General features: G+C 70.5%; 19 protein-coding genes, 4 tRNA genes and 1 pseudogene. 9 read left to right on the plus strand and 15 right to left on the minus strand.

Translation table 11 applies throughout. The features are described 5' to 3' along the window. Positions 1–49: 49 nt before the first annotated feature. Both rplA and rplK read right to left on the minus strand, forming a co-directional pair. Positions 50–775: a 50S ribosomal protein L1 gene (gene rplA / locus VIW71_RS16375; RefSeq protein ID WP_331623036.1), complete on the minus strand. Its 726-nt coding sequence runs from the start codon at positions 773–775 to the stop codon at positions 50–52. A 188-nt stretch (positions 776–963) separates the two neighbouring features. Beyond that, positions 964–1,398, minus strand: a complete 435-nt coding sequence (gene rplK / locus VIW71_RS16380) for a 50S ribosomal protein L11 (RefSeq protein WP_331623037.1) — start codon at positions 1,396–1,398, stop codon at positions 964–966. A 397-nt stretch (positions 1,399–1,795) separates the two neighbouring features. On the opposite strand from rplK, the gene VIW71_RS16385 reads away from it, so the two are divergent. Continuing rightward, positions 1,796–2,593 (plus strand): SGNH/GDSL hydrolase family protein, encoded by a 798-nt coding sequence (locus VIW71_RS16385; RefSeq protein WP_331623038.1) that lies wholly within the window; start codon positions 1,796–1,798, stop codon positions 2,591–2,593. A 78-nt stretch (positions 2,594–2,671) separates the two neighbouring features. On the opposite strand, the gene nusG is transcribed toward VIW71_RS16385, so the two are convergent. The 3 genes from nusG to VIW71_RS16400 form a co-directional block, all read right to left on the minus strand. Next, positions 2,672–3,508 carry a transcription termination/antitermination protein NusG gene (gene nusG, locus VIW71_RS16390; protein WP_331623039.1) on the minus strand — a complete coding sequence of 279 codons (837 nt, stop codon included), beginning with the start codon at positions 3,506–3,508 and terminating at the stop codon, positions 2,672–2,674. 74 nt (positions 3,509–3,582) lie between these two features. After that, positions 3,583–3,876, minus strand: a complete 294-nt coding sequence (gene secE, locus VIW71_RS16395; RefSeq protein WP_331623041.1) for a preprotein translocase subunit SecE — start codon at positions 3,874–3,876, stop codon at positions 3,583–3,585. Positions 3,877–3,971: 95 nt separating this feature from the next. Continuing rightward, positions 3,972–4,044, minus strand: a tRNA-Trp gene (locus VIW71_RS16400). 244 nt (positions 4,045–4,288) lie between these two features. Between VIW71_RS16400 and VIW71_RS16405 the strand changes: the two genes are divergently transcribed. Beyond that, positions 4,289–5,527 (plus strand): pyridoxal phosphate-dependent aminotransferase, encoded by a 1,239-nt coding sequence (locus VIW71_RS16405; protein WP_331623043.1) that lies wholly within the window; start codon positions 4,289–4,291, stop codon positions 5,525–5,527. Positions 5,528–5,610: 83 nt separating this feature from the next. Continuing rightward, positions 5,611–6,642 carry an adenosine deaminase gene (locus tag VIW71_RS16410; protein ID WP_331623044.1) on the plus strand — a complete coding sequence of 344 codons (1,032 nt, stop codon included), beginning with the start codon at positions 5,611–5,613 and terminating at the stop codon, positions 6,640–6,642. A 112-nt stretch (positions 6,643–6,754) separates the two neighbouring features. Here the strand turns inward: VIW71_RS16410 and VIW71_RS16415 are convergent, their stop codons facing one another. From VIW71_RS16415 to VIW71_RS16455, 9 genes and pseudogenes are all read right to left on the minus strand, one after another. After that, on the minus strand, positions 6,755–7,810 hold the full coding sequence (locus VIW71_RS16415; RefSeq protein ID WP_331623045.1) for a UDP-N-acetylmuramate dehydrogenase: 1,056 nt from the start codon (positions 7,808–7,810) through the stop codon (positions 6,755–6,757). A gap of 349 nt (positions 7,811–8,159) precedes the next feature. Then, entirely contained in the window at positions 8,160–9,593 is a 1,434-nt protein-coding gene (locus VIW71_RS16420; protein WP_331623046.1) for an MFS transporter, read from the minus strand. Between the two features lie 106 nt (positions 9,594–9,699). Further along, positions 9,700–10,254 (minus strand): TetR/AcrR family transcriptional regulator, encoded by a 555-nt coding sequence (locus tag VIW71_RS16425; RefSeq protein WP_331623047.1) that lies wholly within the window; start codon positions 10,252–10,254, stop codon positions 9,700–9,702. A 57-nt stretch (positions 10,255–10,311) separates the two neighbouring features. After that, positions 10,312–10,533, minus strand: a pseudogene (locus VIW71_RS16430) (sodium-independent anion transporter); the annotation flags it as partial. Between the two features lie 20 nt (positions 10,534–10,553). Further along, entirely contained in the window at positions 10,554–10,982 is a 429-nt protein-coding gene (locus tag VIW71_RS16435; RefSeq protein WP_331623048.1) for a MaoC family dehydratase, read from the minus strand. Then, positions 10,982–11,467, minus strand: a complete 486-nt coding sequence (locus VIW71_RS16440) for a MaoC family dehydratase N-terminal domain-containing protein (RefSeq protein ID WP_331623049.1) — start codon at positions 11,465–11,467, stop codon at positions 10,982–10,984. The genes VIW71_RS16435 and VIW71_RS16440 overlap by 1 nt, the downstream gene beginning before the upstream one ends. Before the next feature lie 241 nt (positions 11,468–11,708). Beyond that, the gene (gene rpmG, locus VIW71_RS16445) at positions 11,709–11,873 is read right to left on the minus strand and encodes a 50S ribosomal protein L33 (RefSeq protein ID WP_331623050.1); all 165 of its coding nucleotides are present in this window, start codon (positions 11,871–11,873) and stop codon (positions 11,709–11,711) included. A gap of 84 nt (positions 11,874–11,957) precedes the next feature. Next, a tRNA-Met gene (locus VIW71_RS16450) sits at positions 11,958–12,030 on the minus strand. A gap of 46 nt (positions 12,031–12,076) precedes the next feature. After that, positions 12,077–12,149, minus strand: a tRNA-Thr gene (locus VIW71_RS16455). A 374-nt stretch (positions 12,150–12,523) separates the two neighbouring features. Here VIW71_RS16455 and VIW71_RS16460 point away from each other — a divergent pair. Together VIW71_RS16460 and VIW71_RS16465 are read left to right on the plus strand one after the other, a co-directional pair. Next, complete coding sequence (locus VIW71_RS16460; RefSeq protein WP_331623051.1) at positions 12,524–13,831, plus strand: hydrolase; 1,308 nt, start codon at positions 12,524–12,526, stop codon at positions 13,829–13,831. Between the two features lie 9 nt (positions 13,832–13,840). Beyond that, entirely contained in the window at positions 13,841–14,503 is a 663-nt protein-coding gene (locus VIW71_RS16465) for an NAD(P)H-binding protein (RefSeq protein ID WP_331623052.1), read from the plus strand. A gap of 133 nt (positions 14,504–14,636) precedes the next feature. On the opposite strand, the gene VIW71_RS16470 is transcribed toward VIW71_RS16465, so the two are convergent. Continuing rightward, positions 14,637–14,718: transfer RNA gene (locus tag VIW71_RS16470), tRNA-Tyr, on the minus strand. A gap of 304 nt (positions 14,719–15,022) precedes the next feature. On the opposite strand from VIW71_RS16470, the gene VIW71_RS16475 reads away from it, so the two are divergent. The 4 genes from VIW71_RS16475 to VIW71_RS16490 all read left to right on the plus strand — a co-directional run. Further along, positions 15,023–15,511: a YajQ family cyclic di-GMP-binding protein gene (locus VIW71_RS16475; RefSeq protein WP_331623053.1), complete on the plus strand. Its 489-nt coding sequence runs from the start codon at positions 15,023–15,025 to the stop codon at positions 15,509–15,511. Positions 15,512–15,711: 200 nt separating this feature from the next. Continuing rightward, positions 15,712–16,038, plus strand: coding sequence for a hypothetical protein (locus VIW71_RS16480; RefSeq protein WP_331623054.1), 327 nt, complete (start codon positions 15,712–15,714; stop codon positions 16,036–16,038). Further along, on the plus strand, positions 16,035–16,700 hold the full coding sequence (locus VIW71_RS16485; RefSeq protein WP_331623055.1) for a hypothetical protein: 666 nt from the start codon (positions 16,035–16,037) through the stop codon (positions 16,698–16,700). Before VIW71_RS16480 ends, VIW71_RS16485 begins: the two co-directional genes overlap by 4 nt. Before the next feature lie 8 nt (positions 16,701–16,708). Then, positions 16,709–17,437 (plus strand): WXG100 family type VII secretion target (locus VIW71_RS16490; RefSeq protein WP_333783787.1); only part of this gene is annotated, 729 nt, incomplete at its 3' end.

Here is a 17,437-nt window from a genome sequence, read left to right on the forward strand (position 1 = left end):
CCCCCCCCCCCCCCGCCGGTTCGCCGGACGTCGCAGGTGCGGGCGGGCGTCAGACGCTCGCCGGGTCCTCCTCGACGAGGAGGTTGCGGGTGCGGTTGGGGTCGACCTGGATGCCGGGGCCCATCGTGGTGGAGACCGCGGCCTTCTTGACGTACCGGCCCTTGGCCGCGGACGGCTTGAGGCGCAGGATCTCGTCGAGGGCCGCCGCGTAGTTCTCCACCAGCCTGGTCTCGTCGAAGGAGACCTTGCCGATGATGAAGTGCAGGTTCGAGTGCTTGTCGACGCGGAACTCGATCTTGCCGCCCTTGATGTCCGTGACCGCCTTCGCCACGTCGGGCGTCACGGTGCCGGTCTTCGGGTTCGGCATCAGGCCACGGGGACCGAGCACGCGGCCGAGGCGGCCGACCTTGCCCATCAGGTCCGGGGTGGCGACGACGGCGTCGAAGTCCAGCCGGCCCTTCGCCACCTCGTCGATCAGTTCGTCGGAGCCGACGATGTCGGCTCCCGCGGCCTCCGCGGCCGCAGCACGGTCACCGGTCGCGAAGACCAGGACCCGGGCGGTCTTGCCGGTGCCGTGCGGAAGGTTCACGGTGCCGCGGACCATCTGGTCGGCCTTGCGCGGGTCGACACCCAGGCGGAAGGCGACCTCGACGGTCGAGTCGAACTTGGTGGTCGCGGTCTCCTTGGCGAGGCGGACGGCCTCCAGGGGCGCGTACAGACGCTCCCGGTCGATCTTGGCGTCCGCAGCGCGGAGAGACTTGCTGCGCTTGCTCACGGGGTACTCCTACAGTTCGGATTGAAGTCGTGGTACGGGCCGAGCCAGCCCTTCCACTGAGGGGTGGACCAACACCCCTCGGGTCGTACGGGACGAGCGTCAGCCCTCGCCTTGTTCGCTCGGGCCTCCTGATCACTCGCTCCGCGGACGGCCTCGTTCCTCGGCCGGCCACTGCGCGAGCTCGTGCGTCAGCCCTCGACCGTGATGCCCATGGAGCGGGCGGTGCCGGCGATGATCTTCTCCGCCGCGTCCAGGTCGTTCGCGTTCAGGTCGGGGAGCTTGGTGGTGGCGATGTCCCGCACCTGGTCGCGCGTCAGCTTCGCGACCTTCGTCTTGTGCGGCTCGCCGGAGCCCTTCTCCACACCCGCGGCCTTGAGGATGAGCTTCGCGGCCGGCGGCGTCTTGGTGATGAAGGTGAAGGTACGGTCCTCGTAGACCGTGATCTCCACCGGGATCACCATGCCGCGCTGCGACTCGGTGGCCGCGTTGTAGGCCTTGCAGAACTCCATGATGTTCACGCCGTGCTGGCCCAGCGCGGGGCCGACCGGCGGGGCCGGGTTGGCCGCACCGGCGTTGATCTGGAGCTTGATCAGCCCCGTGACCTTCTTCTTCTTGGGAGGCATTGCTCTCTCCGGGTCCTAGTGAGAGGTTGCCTGCCTGCTGGCAGGCATACCGCACCACGATAACGGGTATTGCGATGAGCCCTGAAACCGAGCAGGTCGGGGCCCGTAGGCCCGTGGTCAGCGCAGCGGCGCGGGACCGTGAGGACGTTCCCGGCCTCCCGACGCGCCGTGGAACTCACCCGCCGGCCAGCGGGTCGGCCCCGGCGCCCCGTGAACAGGACAGACCGGGCCGGACCGGGCCGATCAACCCCCGGTCCCGAGAGGGCCGCGCGACCCGGACAGGTCAGTGTGCTGTCAGCCACATGTCAAAAGTGAGAATCTTTGGCATGAACACTTCCATCGAAGGTTACTGCTTGGTACGAAGGGTGCGGCAGTGATCCCACCGATGGAGGTCCCGTTGCGACTGACCAAGTCCTTAGCCGCCGTCTCGGCGTTGATACTCGCCTTCGTGGTCGCCCTCTTGGGCATAGGTCCGGCACACGCTGCCGGACCTTCGTACGTGGCTCTGGGGGACTCGTACTCGGCCGGTAACGGCGCCGGTAACTACGACGGCGCCAGCGGCGGCTGCCACCGCAGCTTCAGCGCCTACCCGTACTTGTGGAAGAACCAGCACGCCCCGTCCTCGTTCGCCGACACCTCGTGTTCCGGTGCGGTGACCACGGACGTGACCAACAGCCAGCTCGGGCCGCTGAGTTCGTCCACCGGACTGGTCAGCATCTCCATCGGCGGGAACGACGCCGGCTTCGCCGACGTCATGACCGTCTGCGTGACCGGCTCGGACACCGACTGCGTCAACCGGGTCAACCAGGCCGAGGCCTACGCGAACAACGTCCTGCCCGGCCGCCTCAACACGACCTACAGCGCGATCCGGGCCAAGGCCCCGAACGCCCGGGTGGTCGTTCTCGGCTACCCGCGCATGTACAAGCTGAACACGTTCTGCATCGGTCTGAGCGACACCAAGCACCGGAAGATCAACGAGGCGGCGGACGTGATCGACTCCGTCATCTCGGGCCGCGCGGCGGCGTACGGCTTCTTCTTCGGCGACGTGCGGACCACCTTCAACGGCCACGAACTGTGCTCGGGCGACGACTACCTGCACGACCTGGCCCTCCCGAGCTGGGAGTCCTACCACCCCACCGCCCTCGGTCACTCCGCCGGCTACCTGCCCGTACTGAACGCGCAAGACGGCATCTGAGCCATCGGACCGCGATCGCGACAGGGCCCCTGCCCGGCGGGAAACCGCCGGGCAGGGGCCCTGTCGTCAGAGCGGAGGCTAGTTCTTCTGGATCTGGTCGAAGCTCAGCTCGACCGGCGTCTCACGGCCGAAGATCTCCACCAGGCCCTTGACCTTCTTCGAGTCGGGGTTGATCTCGTTGATGGTCGCCTGGAGGGTGGCGAAGGGGCCGTCCGTGACGGTGACGGAGTCGCCGACCTCGAAGTCCAGCACCTGGACCTCGACCTTGCGCGGCACCGCGGTGCCCTCGGCGATCGCGGCTGCCTCGGCCGCGGCCTCCACCTCGGGGGCGAGCATCTTGACGATCTCGTCCAAGGTCAGCGGGTACGGGTCGTACGCGTTGCCGACGAAACCGGTGACGCCGGGGGTGTTGCGGACCACGCCCCACGACTCGTTCGTCAGGTCCATGCGCACCAGGACGTATCCGGGCAGCTTGTTCTGCCGGATCGTCTTGCGGTCGCCGTTCTTGATCTGGACGACCTCTTCCTGGGGCACCTCGGCCTGGTAGATGTACTCCTCGACGTTGAGCGAGACGGCGCGCTGCTCCAGGTTGGACTTCACGCGGTTCTCGTAGCCGGCGTAGGTGTGGATCACGTACCACTCACCGGGCAGCGTGCGCAGCTCCTCACGGAACGCGGCGACCGGGTCGACCGGCTCGGCGGCGGTCTCGCCCGCGGCGCCCTCGTCCTCGGCCGGCTCCTCGTCGGAGGACTCGATGTGGACGGCGTCGTGCTCGGCGGACTCGCCCGCGGCCAGGTCCGCAGCCTCGGCCTGGCCGATGTCGCCGTCGGCCGCCTCGACGATGTCGAGCGCGGTGTCGTCGCCCTCGGCGGACTGGTCGGCGGCAGCGGCGTCGTACACGTTCGGGTCAGACACGGTGACTGCTTCTTCCTGACTTCAAGGGGTGGAACATGCGGACAGGCGCCCGTAGACCGGCGCGTGCCGCGGGATCAGCCGAAGACGTACGAGACGAGCTTCGAGAAACCCCAGTCAACCACGCTCACGAAGGCGATGACGACGACAACGAACACAATGACCACGGTGGTGTAGGTGATCAGGTCGTTGCGGTTCGGCCAGACGACCTTGCGCAGTTCCGCGACGATCTGGCGGTAGAAGAGAGCAAGACGGCCGAGAGGGCCCCTTTTGCCGCGCTTGCCACCGCGACGGGGCTTCCTCTCGCTCTCCTTGTCATCCTGAGTCGCGCCAGGCTCAGGAACCTCGATGGAGTCCGTGATCTCAGTCACTCGTCCTCACCTGACTCCGGGTCGTGGCCATGCCGCGCCCGTCGCGCGGTACGGCGAGTGCTTACCTGCCCACGCCCATCACTGGACGTGTGGAGCAGGGCCGGAGGGACTTGAACCCCCAACCGCTGGTTTTGGAGACCAGTGCTCTACCAATTGAGCTACGACCCTAAGCTGCTCCCCCAACGTACCGCAGCGATGCCGCCGGGAGGGCCACCGACCGATGAGTGTACGTGTTCGGAGGCGGTCCGTCGAACGCCTTGCACCGGCAGGATATCCGCGGCCTCGTCAGCCGTCGGCCGGTTGTCCACAGACTCGGCGGGATCGCGGGGCGGGCCGGGCGGCACGGCGAGTTGTCCACAGGCCCGGGCGCACTCCGGTGCCGGGGACCTGCGAGGTCTGGGACCATGCAGGTATGAGCGCAGCTACCCCCTTCGTACCCTCAGCGACGCAACGGCGGGTGTCGGCCCGTGTCGGGTCGATCTCCGAGTCCGCGACCCTCGCGGTGGACGCCAAGGCCAAGGCCCTCAAGGCCGCCGGGCGCCCGGTGATCGGCTTCGGCGCCGGCGAGCCCGACTTCCCCACGCCCGGCTACATCGTCGAGGCCGCCGTCGAGGCCTGCCGCAACCCCAAGTACCACCGCTACACCCCGGCCGGCGGCCTCCCCGAGCTGAAGGCCGCCATCGCCGCCAAGACGCTCCGCGACTCCGGCTACGAGGTGGACGCCTCCCAGGTGCTGGTCACCAACGGCGGCAAGCAGGCGATCTACGAGGCCTTCGCCGCCGTCCTCGACCCGGGCGACGAGGTGATCGTCCCCGCGCCGTACTGGACCACGTACCCGGAGTCGATCCGGCTCGCGGGCGGTGTCCCGGTCGAGGTCGTCGCGGACGAGACCACCGGTTACCGGGTCTCGGTGGACCAACTGGAGGCGGCCCGCACCGAGCGCACCAAGGTCGTGCTGTTCGTCTCGCCGTCCAACCCGACCGGCGCCGTCTACAGCGAGGCCGAGTCCGAGGCCGTCGCCCGCTGGGCCGCCGAGCACGGCCTGTGGGTGCTCACCGACGAGATCTACGAGCACCTGGTCTACGGCGACGCCCGGTTCACCTCCCTCCCGGCGATCGTCCCCGAGCTGCGCGACAAGTGCATCGTCGTCAACGGCGTGGCGAAGACGTACGCCATGACCGGCTGGCGGGTCGGGTGGATCGTCGGCCCGAAGGACGTGGTGAAGGCCGCCACCAACCTCCAGTCGCACGCCACCTCCAACGTCTCCAACGTCGCGCAGGTGGCCGGGCTCGCTGCCGTCTCCGGCGACCTGCAGGCGGTCGCCGAGATGCGCACCGCCTTCGACCGCCGCCGGCAGACCATCGTGCGGATGCTCAACGAGATCGACGGCCTGGTCTGCCCGACCCCCGAAGGCGCGTTCTACGTGTACCCCTCGGTGAAGGCGCTGCTCGGCAAGGAGATCCGCGGCAAGCGTCCGGCCACCTCCGTCGAGCTGGCCGCGCTGATCCTGGACGAGACCGAGGTCGCCGTCGTCCCCGGTGAAGCCTTCGGCACCCCCGGCTACCTGCGGCTTTCCTACGCGCTCGGCGACGAGGACCTGGTCGAGGGCGTCTCCCGGCTGCAGAAGCTGCTGGGCGAGGCGCACAGCTGAGCCGGGAGGCCGAATTCCCCGGGCGAGCCCCCGTTCGGAGAAAGTGGTTCCGAGCGGGGGCCCGGGTATAGCAGGATCTTGGAATGGCACGCGAGGTACGTACGACGGCGCGCGAGGTTGGCCGCCTGCCCAAAGCTCATCTGCATCTGCACTTCACGGGGTCCATGCGCCCCAGCACACTGCTCGACCTGGCCGACAAGCACGGCGTGCACCTGCCCGAGGCGCTGACCTCCGGCGAGCCGCCCAAGCTGCGCGCCACCGACGAGCGCGGCTGGTTCCGCTTCCAGCGGCTCTACGACATCGCGCGGTCCTGCCTGCGCACGCCGGAGGACATACAGCGGCTGGTCCACGAGGCCGCCGAGGAGGAGGCCAAGGACGGCTCGGGCTGGCTGGAGATCCAGGTCGACCCGACCTCGTACGCGCCCAGGCTCGGCGGCCTGATCCCCACCCTGGAGATCATCCTCGACGCCGTGCACACCGCCTCCCGCGACACCGGCGTCGGCATGGCCCTGGTGGTCGCCGCGAACCGGATGAAGCACCCGCTGGACGCCCGCACCCTGGCCCGGCTCGCGGTCCGCTACGCCGACCACGGCGTCGTCGGCTTCGGCCTGTCCAACGACGAACGCCGCGGTCTGGCGCGCGACTTCGACCGCGCCTTCGCCATCGCCCGGGACGGCGGCCTGCTCGCCGCCCCGCACGGCGGCGAGCTCGCCGGCCCCGCCAGCGTCCGTGACTGCCTGGACGACCTGTACGCAGAGCGTGTCGGCCACGGCGTCCGCGCCGCCGAGGACCCGCGCCTGCTGCGCCGCCTCGCCGACAGCGGCATCACCTGCGAGGTCTGCCCGGCCTCCAACGTCGCCCTCGGCGTGTACGACAAGGCCGAGGACGTACCGCTGCGCACCCTCTTCGAAGCCGGCGTCCCGATGGCCCTCGGCGCGGACGACCCCCTCCTCTTCGGCTCCCGCCTGGCCGCCCAGTACGAGATCGCCCGTGAGTCCCACGCCTTCACCGACGAGGAACTCGCGGAGCTGGCACGGCAGTCGGTACGGGCCTCGCGCGCGCCGAAGGATGTGCGGGACCGGCTGCTCGGGGGGATCGACGCGTGGCTGGCATGACGCCGACAGGGCCGGCGCCGGGCACGTGGGCCCTGTCGGCCGGGCCGGCCGTCGCACCGGACGTGTTCGAGCGGGTGCGGGCGGAACCCGCGAGCAAGGCGGCAGGTGACCCCTAAAGGGTCACTCCGACCATGACCGGCTCGTTGACCAGCGTCACCCCGAAGGCTTCACGGACGCCGTCGCGCACCTCACGGGCGAGGGCGAGCAGGTCTTCGGTGGTGGCGGTGCCCCGGTTGGTCAGCGCGAGGGTGTGCTTGGTCGAGATCCTGGCCGGCCCGGTGCCGTACCCCTTCGTGAAGCCGGCCTTGTCGATCAGCCAGGCGGCGGACGTCTTCGTACGGTCGGCCCCCGCGGGGTACGCGGGCGGTTCCACGTCCGGGCCGAGCCGCTCGCGCGCCCGCGCCAGGAACGCCGCGTACTGCGCCGTGCTCAGCACCGGGTTGGTGAAGAAGGAGCCCGCCGACCAGGTGTCGTGGTCGGCCTCGTCCAGCACCATGCCCTTGCTCCTGCGGAGGGCGAGCACGGTCTCGCGCGCCTTCGTCAGCGGCACCCGGTCCCCGGGTTCCACGCCCAGCGCGCGGGCGGTCTCCGCGTACTTCACCGGCGCGGACAGCCCGTCGGCGTCCTCCAGTTCGAACCGCACGCGCAGCACCACATAGCGCTCGGGGTGCTCCTTGAAGCGGCTGTGACGGTACGAGAATCCGCACGCGGCATTCGGCAGCGTCACGGTCTGGCCGCTCTCGCGGTCGTACGCGACCACTTCCGTAATGGTGCTGGACACTTCCTGTCCGTACGCGCCCACGTTCTGGATCGGCGTCGCCCCCGCCAGCCCCGGAATCCCGGCCAGGCACTCCACCCCGGCCAGCCCCGCGGTCACCGTCTCGGCCACCGCGTCGGTCCACACCTCGCCCGCGGCCAGCTCCAGTGTCCGCCCCCTGAGCTCCAGCCCCCGGGTCGCGATCCGGATCGCGGTCCCCGGAAACCCCCGGTCGCCGATCACCAGGTTGCTCCCGCCGCCGATCAGCAGCACCGGCTCTCCCCGCGAGTCGGCCGCCCGCACCGCCTCGACCAGCTCCCCGTCGGTCCCCGCGGTCACCACCCGCCCGGCCGGCCCCCCCAACCTGAACGTGGTGAACGCCCCGAGCAGAACCTCTTCCTGTACGCGCACGGGCCCCACTCTATGCGGGAGTGGGCGCGGGTCTCGTGCACGGGCGTGCGGACGCCGACGGTCGGGAGCGGAGGTGGGGGCGCGCGCGTCCCCACCCGCCCTCCGCAGTCGCCGAGGGCGGCACCACGCACAGGTGGACCGCCATACCCTCACACCCGCACGGGTGGCGCGGGCGGGAAACCCCCAGGAGCGCCCGCGCCCCGCGGAAGGGGGAGGGGCAGGAACTCCCGGGAGGACTCGCACCGCACCCCCGGGAAGAGCCGGCACCGCACTCCGGGGAACCCCGAGAGGCTTGGCACCGCACTCAGAGAAGAGGCCGGCACCCATCTCCCCCGGAGGGACCCGCCTCCTAAGCCGCAGGCTCCAACGTACGCGCCGCCTCACCCGAGCCCTCCGGAAGACCCGCCCGCCGACGCGGGTAGAGCAGCGCGGCCACGACGGCCGCACACAGTATCGCCGCCCCCACCCACAGCGCCGGCACAAGCCCGTCCACGAACATCGCTCCCGACCCGTACCCCCCGTTCGCCGCGAAGATCGACCCGAGCAGCGCGATCCCGAGCGCTCCCCCGACCTCCCGCAGCGCGTTGTTCGCCCCGGAAGCGATCCCCTGTTCGGCTCCCCGTACCGACCCCATCAGCAGATTCGTGGCCGGCGCCACGAACATCGCCATCCCGGTCCCGCTGATGACCAGTGCCGGCAACTGCGCCGCGTACGACACCTCCGGCGAGAGGACGAGCGCGAACCACCCCAGCCCGATCGCCTGGAGCGCCAGCCCGGCCGCCACCACAGGCCGCCCTCCGATCCGGTCGGAGGCGATCCCCGCGATCGGCGCGACGATCATCGGCATGCCGGTCCACGGCAGCATCCGCAGCCCCGCCTCCGTAGGCCCGTAGCCGATCACGGTCTGCAGGAACTGGCTGAGCAGGAAGATCGACCCGAACATCCCGGTGAGCATGAGCATGCTCGCCGCGTTGATCGCGGAGAACCCCCGTTTCGCGAACATCCGCATCGGCAGCATGGGCCGCGCGGCGGCGAACCCGTGCCACACGAAGCACCCGATCAGCACGACCCCTCCGATCAGCCCGCCGAGCACCACCCCGCTGGTCCAGCCGTGGGTCGACGCGTTGACCAGCGCGTACACGATCCCGAACAGTCCGAGGCTGATCAACGCGGTCCCCTTGGCGTCGAGGCGCGCGTGCGGCGCGTACGACTCCGCCAGCCGCAACCGGGCCAACGGGAGCAGCGCCACCCCGATCGGCACGTTCAGCCAGAAGATCCAGTGCCAGGAGATGTGTTCGGTGAGGCCACCGCCGATGAGCGGCCCGCTGGCGATCGCCAGGCCGTTCACGGCGCCCCAGATCCCGTACGCCATCCCGCGGCGTTCGGCGGGCACCGCCGCGGTGAGCAGGGTGAGGGTGAGCGGCATCATGATCGCCGCTCCCACGCCTTGTACGGCCCGCGCCGCGATCAGCGCGTCGATCCCGGGCGCGAGCGCCGCCGCCGCGGACGCCCCGGTGAAGATCGCCAGCCCGACGATGAACAGCCGCCGCCGCCCGAACCGGTCGCCCAGCGCGGCACCGAACATCAGCAGGACGGCGAAGGTGAGCGTGTACGCGTTCACCGTCCACTCCAGATCCGACAGCGCCCCGCCCAGGCTCTGCCGGATGGACGGCAGCGCTGTGGTGACGACGAGGTTGTCGAGAGCCGCCATGAATCCGGCGACGCTGGTGATGACCAGCGCCCAGGCGGCACCGGCCGGTCGTGGTGCGGATAGCTGGTTCATTGCTTTCCCCTGTTTGTTAGTTATTGATTACTAACTTTCGCGCGCAGAAAAAGCCCACTCACCGATCCGGAGACCGACATCGGGTCCCGTAGGCCCGCTTGCCCCGTCACTCGGGCAGGGGGGCCTCGGAGAATCCCTCCCAGACGCGATGGCCGGCCGGAAACCCCAGCGACACCAGCGTGTTGATGAGCATCCCGTACGCCAGGAAGCTCGTCGTCTCGTCGGTGTCGGCCCCCAGCTCCAGGTGGATCGTGTCCCAGAGCTCCTGCCAGCTCCGCCGGACGGCCGCCCCGAACTCGTGATCCCCGGCCGCCTCGGCGGCGGCCACCGCGGCGTACATCTGCATCTGCATCAGCAGCCGCTCGGGATCGTCGTGGATCAGCTTCTGGTACGCGTTGGCCATCGCCGTCAGCTTCTCCTCCGGCGCCAGCCCCTCGGCCGCGTCGACGAAGACCTGCCGGGTCGACTCCAGGCAGCGTTCGGCCGCCGCCAGGAAGATGGCCTGCTTGTTCGGGAAGAGCCGGAAGAGATACGGCTGCGAGACGCCGACCCGGCGGGCGATCGCCTCCGTGGACGTGGCGTTGTAGCCGCCGTGTGCGAACGCGCTCATCGCCGCACGGATGACGCTCTCCCGCCGCTCTTCCGCGCTCATCCGGACCATGGAACTAAGTTAGTGACCAATCACTATCCTGGTCAAGCGGTGCGCGGACCCGGCCGGTCAGTGGCTACCGGCCAGTTCCCCGCTGAGCCTGCCGTGGAGGCGCGCGCTGGGCGCGTTCAGCCCGGTGATCTCCACCTTCTTGCCGCGCTGCCCGTACGTGGCGGTGATCACGTCCAGCGCGGCGACCGAGGAGGCGTCCCGGACGTGGGCGCCCGACAGGTCCATGACGACCCGTCCCGGATCGCCGGCGTCGTCGAACCGGCCGATCCAGTCCGCGGAACGCGTGCGGGTGCGCCCGCTCAGGCGAGCCGCACCACCGCGCGCGACATGCCAAGCACCTTCTGGCCGTTGGCCATGGCCAGAAGGTCCACCCGGACCTGGTGGTCGTCGAGTTTGGCGGCGACCTTCGCGGTGACGTCGACGACCGCGCCCTGATCATCGTCCGGTACGACGACCGGCCTGGTGAACCGTACGCCGTACTCCACCACCGCCCCCGGGTCACCGACCCAGTCGGTGACCACCCGGATGGCCGAGGCCATGGTGAACATGCCGTGCGCGATCACGTCGGGAAGCCCGACCTCGCGGGCAAACCGCTCGTTCCAGTGAATCGGGTTGAAGTCTCCTGACGCGCCCGCGTACCGCACGAGCGTCGCCCGCGTCACCGGGAAGGTCTGCGCGGGCAGTTCGGTGCCGACCTCGACGTCCTCGTACGCGATCGTCGCCGCCATCAGGCTCCCTCCCCCTTCGCCGCCGACGCGTCGTCGGCCTCGTCCACCGCCCGCGCGACCAGCTTGGTCCACGCGGTCACCACGTGCTCGCCCGACTCGTCGTGCACCTCACCGCGGATGTCCAGGACGTCGTTCCCGGCCATCGACTTGATTCGCTCGATCGTGGAGGTGACGGTCAATCGGTCTCCGGCCCGCACCGGACGCGTGTAGGCGAACTTCTGGTCGCCGTGCACCACCCGGCTGTAGTCCAGCCCGAGTTCGGGGTCCGAGACCACCACCCCCGCCGCCTTGTAGGTGATCGCGAAGGCGAACGTCGGCGGCGCGATCACATCGGGGTGGCCGAACGCCTTGGCCGCCTCCGGGTCCGTGTACACCGGATTCTCGTCGCCGATCGCCTCGGCGAATTCGCGGATCTTCTCCCGGCCCACCTCATAGGCGGCGGTGGGCGGATAACTCCGCCCCACGAAGGACTGGTCCAGGGCCATAGGCACCTCCGGTACGGGTCCGGTACGGAAACGTCGGTACGAGCAGATGCGGTACGAGCGCCGTCGGTTCGCGCAGGGTCGGTCCGTACCGCGTCGGCACATGCCGCGAGGCCGCCCCCGGCAGTGCTACGGGGACGGCCTCGCGATGGGGCTACGGTCTGGCGTACGCCTGCGGCGCACACCAGCGTGAAGTGCGTGGAGCGTCGGCTCCGGCCGGAACAGCCTGCACCCGTCGTCGGCGTCAGCGCGTCTCGCGGTGCGGGGTGTGCGCGTTGCAACGCGGGCAGTGCTTCTTCATCTCAAGACGGTCCGGGTCGTTACGCCGGTTCTTCTTGGTGATGTAGTTCCGCTCCTTGCACTCCACGCAGGCCAGCGTGATCTTCGGGCGGACGTCGGTGGCGGCCACGTGAGTGCTCCTTGACGAACGGGTGAAATGAACACAGAAAGAGTAGCCGATCGAGGGACCGAACCCGCAATCGGCTACGGAGAGTAGCGGCGACCGGACTTGAACCGGTGACACAGCGATTATGAGCCGCTTGCTCTACCGACTGAGCTACGCCGCTATGACGAACTGGCCCCCGCCTGCGCGGCGGGGAACCGATCCATCAGAGCCCCAATACGGAATCGAACCGTAGACCTTCTCCTTACCATGGAGACGCTCTACCGACTGAGCTATTGGGGCGAGCGAGGAAGACATTACACGGTCCGCAGCGATACGTGAAATCCGTATCCCCTGGGGCACATCGGACGCTCCAGGCCTTGTCCTCGGGGCAGGTTGCGACCCGGCGGGCCGGGAGACCGGCCGCAGCCGCCGGCGGCGGGGAGCTTCCGCAGGTGGACCGGCGGAGGAGGTCGAATCCGCACTGGCTGCGGGGTGGGAAACACCCCACGGGTGCCCGCCCCCTGCGGAAGGCGGAGGGGCTCCGCCCCCCCGGAAAGCCCCACCCCGCTTCCCCGGCGAGCCCCGCCGCGTTGCCCGGGTGGCGAGCCCTACGCTCGGTTCGCGTGATCTTGCCTCCCGCCGCCCCGCGCAGCGGCCCGCCCCGGAGGAGCACGATGACCGACGGCCCGCACGACAGCCCTCAGGTGAGCCCTCGCCAGAGCCCGCACGACGCCCCGGGCGCCACCCCCCGCAGCACCGACCCCCGGGGTACCGACTCCGCTCCCGCGGACAGGAACACCCTGCTGCTGTGCGGCGCCCGCCTCACCGACGGCCGCACCGTCGACGTACGGCTGAGCGGCCCTCGGATCGAGGCCGTCGGCACCGCGGGCAGCCTCGCCGCCCCGGCCGACCGCCCGGCCGACGGCACCCGGATCGACCTGCGCGGCTACCTTCTGCTGCCCGCGCCCGCCGAACCGCACGCACACCTCGACCTGGCCCTCACCGCGGCCGGCCCGCCCCCCGGCGACACTCCGGAGGTACAGCGCCGCGCCACCGAGGCCGCCCTCCTCCAACTCGGCCACGGCGCCACGGCGTTGCGCAGCCACGTACGGATCGGCGACGTACCGGGCCTGCGCGCGCTGGAGGCCGTCCTCCAGGCCCGCCAGGCCCTGCTCGGTCTGATCGAGGTGCAGGCCGTCGCGGTACCGAGGGTCCTCACCGGCGCCGCGGGCGCGGACGGTCTTTCGATGCTGCGGGACGCGTTGAAAATGGGCGCGTCGGTGGTCGGCGGCTGCCCCGACCTCGACCCCGACCCGAGCGGGTACGTGGAGGCCGTCCTGTCGCTGGCCGCCGAGTTCGGGGTGCCCGTCGACCTGCACACGGCCGCCGCCGACCCCGGCCGGCTCGCCCGCCTGGCCGCGATGGCGGGCGGCCTGCGCCCCGGCGTCACCCTCGGCCCCTGCCACGGGCTCGCCGCGCTCCCTCCGGAGGCCGCCGCCTCGGCCGCCGCCCGGCTCGCCGCCGCCGGTATCTCGGTGGTCGCCCTGCCGCAGGGCGGCTGCGGCGTCCTGGACCGCGGGGGCGTCGCTCCGGTACGGCGCCTGCGGGCGGCCGGCGTGCGGGTCGCGGCGGGCAGCGGCGCGCTGGGCGACCTCGCCAACCCGGTGGGCCGCGGCGACCCCCTGGAAGCGGCCTTCCTCCTCGCCACTCACGGAGAATGCGCCCCCGACGGGTCGTACGAGATGATCAGCACCCAGGCCCGCGCCGTCCTGGGCCTGCCCGAGGTACGGGTCGAGGCCGGCTTCCCCGCCGAGCTCCTCGCGGTCCGCGGCGACAACGTCGCGGCCGTCCTCTCGCTCGCCTACAGCCGCGTCGTCATCCACCGTGGCCGGGTCGTCTCCCGGACCAGCGCCGTACGCGAATACTGTGACTCCGCGAACGCCGCCCTCGACCTGCCGCGTCAGGCGCACCGCCAGGCGTAACGTCGCGGCATGCGTACGGTGATCGCAGGTGGACACGGAAAGATCGCCCTCCGGCTGGAGCGTCTGCTCACGGCCCGCGGGGACAGCGCGGCCGGGCTGATCCGCAACCCCGCCCAGGCCGACGGCCTACGGGCGGTGGGCGCCGAGCCGGTCGTCCTCGACCTCGAATCGGCCGACGTGGACGAGGTGGCCGCGGTGCTGCGGGGCGCCGACGCGGCCGTCTTCGCGGCGGGCGCGGGCCCGGGCAGCGGCGCGGCCCGCAAACGGACCGTCGACCACGCGGCGGCCGTCCTCCTCGCGGACGCGGCCGAACGCGCCCGCGTACGCCGTTTCCTCGTCGTCTCCTCCCTGGGCGCGAACGCGCACGCGACCGGCGCGGACCCCGTCTTCACCGCCTACCTCCGCGCGAAGGGCGAGGCCGACGACGCGATCCGGGCCCGTACCTCCCTGGACTGGACGTTCCTGCGCCCCGGCACGCTCACCGACTCGCCCGGGACGGGCCTGATCGCCCTCTCCCCCACCCACGCCGGCCGCGGTCCCGTCCCCCGCGAAGACGTCGCGTCGACCCTGGCCGCCCTCCTCACCGCCCCCGCCACGGCCGGCCTCACACTCAATCTCACCTCCGGAAGCACTCCGATCGCGGAGACGATCGACCAGGTGATCGGCCGCTGATCCGGCCCTGGTCGGCACCCGATTCACGGTGAGACACAGTGGTGGGTGAGTCACTTTTCGATCACCCGCGCACCGGGAACGACCGAAGGGCCTGCGCCCAGCAAAAGCGCTGGTCACAGGCCCCTCAGAGGTGTGGCGGCACGTGGATTCGAACCACGGTAGGCTAAGCCGACGGATTTACAGTCCGCTCCCATTGGCCACTCGGGCATACCGCCATGGGATGGCGCCCCGGAGGGTTCCGCAGGGTGTGCGGCTCCGTGGCGACGACGTAAACGATACCCGATGTGCGGGGGTGGTTCGCCACTGGATTGATCAGCTGAGCGGGGGGCGTAGCGGCCCTGGACCTGGGCGGGTGGTGGGGGCGCGATTCGGACCGAGCGGTGCGGCAGGGCCTAGGCTGGCGGGTGGCGGCCACAGGGGTTGGGCCGCGGATCGACGGAACGTCGATGGAACCGATCAAACCGATCGAACCGATCAAACCAGTGCAACCGATGCACACAGCCAAGGAGCCCACTGAAGATGGCCGACTCCAGTTTCGACATCGTCTCGAAGGTCGAGCGGCAGGAGGTCGACAACGCCCTCAACCAGGCCGCCAAGGAGATCTCCCAGCGGTACGACTTCAAGAACGTCGGCGCGTCGATCTCGTGGTCGGGCGAGAAGATCCTCATGGAGGCGAACTCCGAGGAGCGCGTCAAGGCGATCCTGGACGTCTTCGAGACCAAGCTGGTCAAGCGGGGCATCTCGCTGAAGGCGCTGGACGCGGGCGAGCCGCAGCTCTCCGGCAAGGAGTACAAGATCTTCGCGTCGATCGAGGAAGGCATCTCGCAGGAGAACGCCAAGAAGGTCGCGAAGATCATCCGCGACGAGGGGCCCAAGGGCGTCAAGGCCCAGGTGCAGGGTGACGAGCTGCGGGTCAGCTCCAAGAGCCGGGACGACCTGCAGGCGGTACAGGCCCTCCTCAAGGGCAAGGATCTGGACTTCGCGGTCCAGTTCGTCAACTACCGCTGAGCCCCATGTCCGGGCCGGCCGCCGTTCCCCCGCGGCCTCCGGCCCGGCAAGGCCCCGGAGCTTCGCCGGCCCTCGGGACGCCTGCGGCCCCGTAGACCCGCGGCCCAGCCGTCCCCCCGCCCCAGTAAGCCGATAGGCTGCCCGGCCTAGCCAGTTCTCTCTCACAGAGAACACAAGCGAATCCGCGTAACGGGGGAGTCATGGGTTCCAAAGGAGACCTCACGCTCAGCCTGATCGGGCTCAGCGATCTGGCCCACGATCTCAAGTCGATCAAGCAACGGATGGATGACACCGGTCAGGTCGACCGCGCGCTCGGTCACGGGGAACTCGGCTCCGCCAGAGCGCTGGACGCCCTCAACGGCTTCATGGACGGTTGGCGGGACGGCCGCAAGGAGATCGACGGCGGCCTGGACAGCGTCGCGAAAATGGCGCAATCGGTCGTGGACCAGATCACCAAGACCGACGAGGAACTGAAGAACGCCCTGCTCAAACACGAGCAGCAGCATCCGGGAGACGGCGTCCGATGAGCGGGCCGACCGCGACCCAGCCCGTGCACGGCGTGAACATCCTGGTCCCGAGTTCCTGGTACGAGTTCGACATCCACCCCGCGACGCGCGATCAGGCGATCCGCGACGTCGTACGCGCCCGCGTACAGGAGCGCCCCGAGCTCGCCGAAAGCCGGGCGGAGCTGGTACGGACCCTGCGCCGGGTGGCGGACGAGGCCTGGAACAGCGGGGTCCTGTACTTCGGTGCCATGGCAGAGGTCGACGACGAGGCGCCGCTGACGGCGAGCCTGACCGTCTCGGTGGTGGGCGCCCACGAAGAAGACAGCGAAGGCAGGGGCGGCCTCGGACCGATCATGGCGGCCCTGAAGCAGCTCCCGCCCGGCCGACGGCCCACCGACCCCTGGCGGCGGGTACGTCTGGTTGACCTGCCGGACGCCGGCACCGCCGCCCGCAGCGAGGGCATCGAGGACGTGGTGCTCCCCGACGACACGCGCACCGTCCGCATGGCCATGGCACAGACCTTCGTCCCGTTTCCGGACGGCGACCCGCGGGTCGCCGTGATCAGCGCGGCGACCCCCCAACTCGCTCTCGCGGAACCCATGCTGGAGCTCTTCGACGGCATCTGCGCCACCTTCCGATTCGTCCGGCAGCCGTCGCCCGACCGGTCCGAGAAAGCGAGCTGAGCAGAGCCATGGCGCGACCCACCGACTGGCACAACCTGGACCTGCACGAGGACCCGACTCCGGGGGACGTGTACGAGATCCGCGCCCAAGGCCGTCGTTTCCAGACCTTCGCGGACGATGTCGCCACGGTGCAGGGCCTGCTCAACAACGCCGCGAAGGACCACACCCTGGACGAGTGGAACGGCAAGGCGGCGGAGGCCTTCCGCGGGCAGATCGGCAAGCTCCCCGGGCAGTTGACCAAGCTGCACGACTCCTACGGGCAGGCCGGTGACGCGCTGGTGACGTTCGCCCGCTCGCTGGAGACCGAGCAGTCGACGGCCGACGGTGCGCTCGCCAAGGCCCGCCTGCTGCGCGGCGACCTCACCCGGAAGCAGGCGGAGCTGGGCCGCGCGAAGGAGGCGGCGACCCGGGCAGGCGCTGCCAAGTCCAAGCTGGAGAACCCGGGGTCGCAGAGCGGCGGCGTCCCGCCGCCCGACCCGGACGAGGTCCGCCGGGCCACCCGCAACGCCCAGCAGGCCAACACCCACCAGCAGCAGGTGGCGGGCCAGCTGGCCGGTATCCAGGCGCAGTTGGCGGAGCTGAAGTCCAAGGCCGAGACGGCGGGCCACAACCGCGACACGGCGGTGGGCGTGCTCACCACGCAGCTCGACCAGGCGTCGGACGCGGGCATCCACAACAAGAAGTGGTACGAGAAGGTCGGGGACGCGCTGGTCAAGGCGTGGAATCTCGTCATCCCG

Origin of the sequence: Streptomyces sp. (genome assembly GCF_036524955.1) — a bacterium.
Classification (GTDB): domain Bacteria; phylum Actinomycetota; class Actinomycetes; order Streptomycetales; family Streptomycetaceae; genus Actinacidiphila.

Excerpts from the sequence above, each read along its gene's own strand:
- rplK (WP_331623037.1), bottom strand. The coding sequence starts at position 1,398 with ATGCCTCCCAAGAAGAAGAAGGTCACGGGGCTGATCAAGCTCCAGATC.
- VIW71_RS16405 (WP_331623043.1), top strand. The coding sequence starts at position 4,289 with ATGAGCGCAGCTACCCCCTTCGTACCCTCAGCGACGCAACGGCGGGTG.
- VIW71_RS16410 (WP_331623044.1), top strand. The coding sequence starts at position 5,611 with ATGGCACGCGAGGTACGTACGACGGCGCGCGAGGTTGGCCGCCTGCCC.
- VIW71_RS16420 (WP_331623046.1), bottom strand. The coding sequence starts at position 9,593 with ATGAACCAGCTATCCGCACCACGACCGGCCGGTGCCGCCTGGGCGCTG.
- VIW71_RS16425 (WP_331623047.1), bottom strand. The coding sequence starts at position 10,254 with ATGGTCCGGATGAGCGCGGAAGAGCGGCGGGAGAGCGTCATCCGTGCG.
- VIW71_RS16435 (WP_331623048.1), bottom strand. The coding sequence starts at position 10,982 with ATGGCGGCGACGATCGCGTACGAGGACGTCGAGGTCGGCACCGAACTG.
- VIW71_RS16440 (WP_331623049.1), bottom strand. The coding sequence starts at position 11,467 with ATGGCCCTGGACCAGTCCTTCGTGGGGCGGAGTTATCCGCCCACCGCC.
- VIW71_RS16460 (WP_331623051.1), top strand. The coding sequence starts at position 12,524 with ATGACCGACGGCCCGCACGACAGCCCTCAGGTGAGCCCTCGCCAGAGC.
- VIW71_RS16465 (WP_331623052.1), top strand. The coding sequence starts at position 13,841 with ATGCGTACGGTGATCGCAGGTGGACACGGAAAGATCGCCCTCCGGCTG.
- VIW71_RS16475 (WP_331623053.1), top strand. The coding sequence starts at position 15,023 with ATGGCCGACTCCAGTTTCGACATCGTCTCGAAGGTCGAGCGGCAGGAG.
- VIW71_RS16480 (WP_331623054.1), top strand. The coding sequence starts at position 15,712 with ATGGGTTCCAAAGGAGACCTCACGCTCAGCCTGATCGGGCTCAGCGAT.
- VIW71_RS16485 (WP_331623055.1), top strand. The coding sequence starts at position 16,035 with ATGAGCGGGCCGACCGCGACCCAGCCCGTGCACGGCGTGAACATCCTG.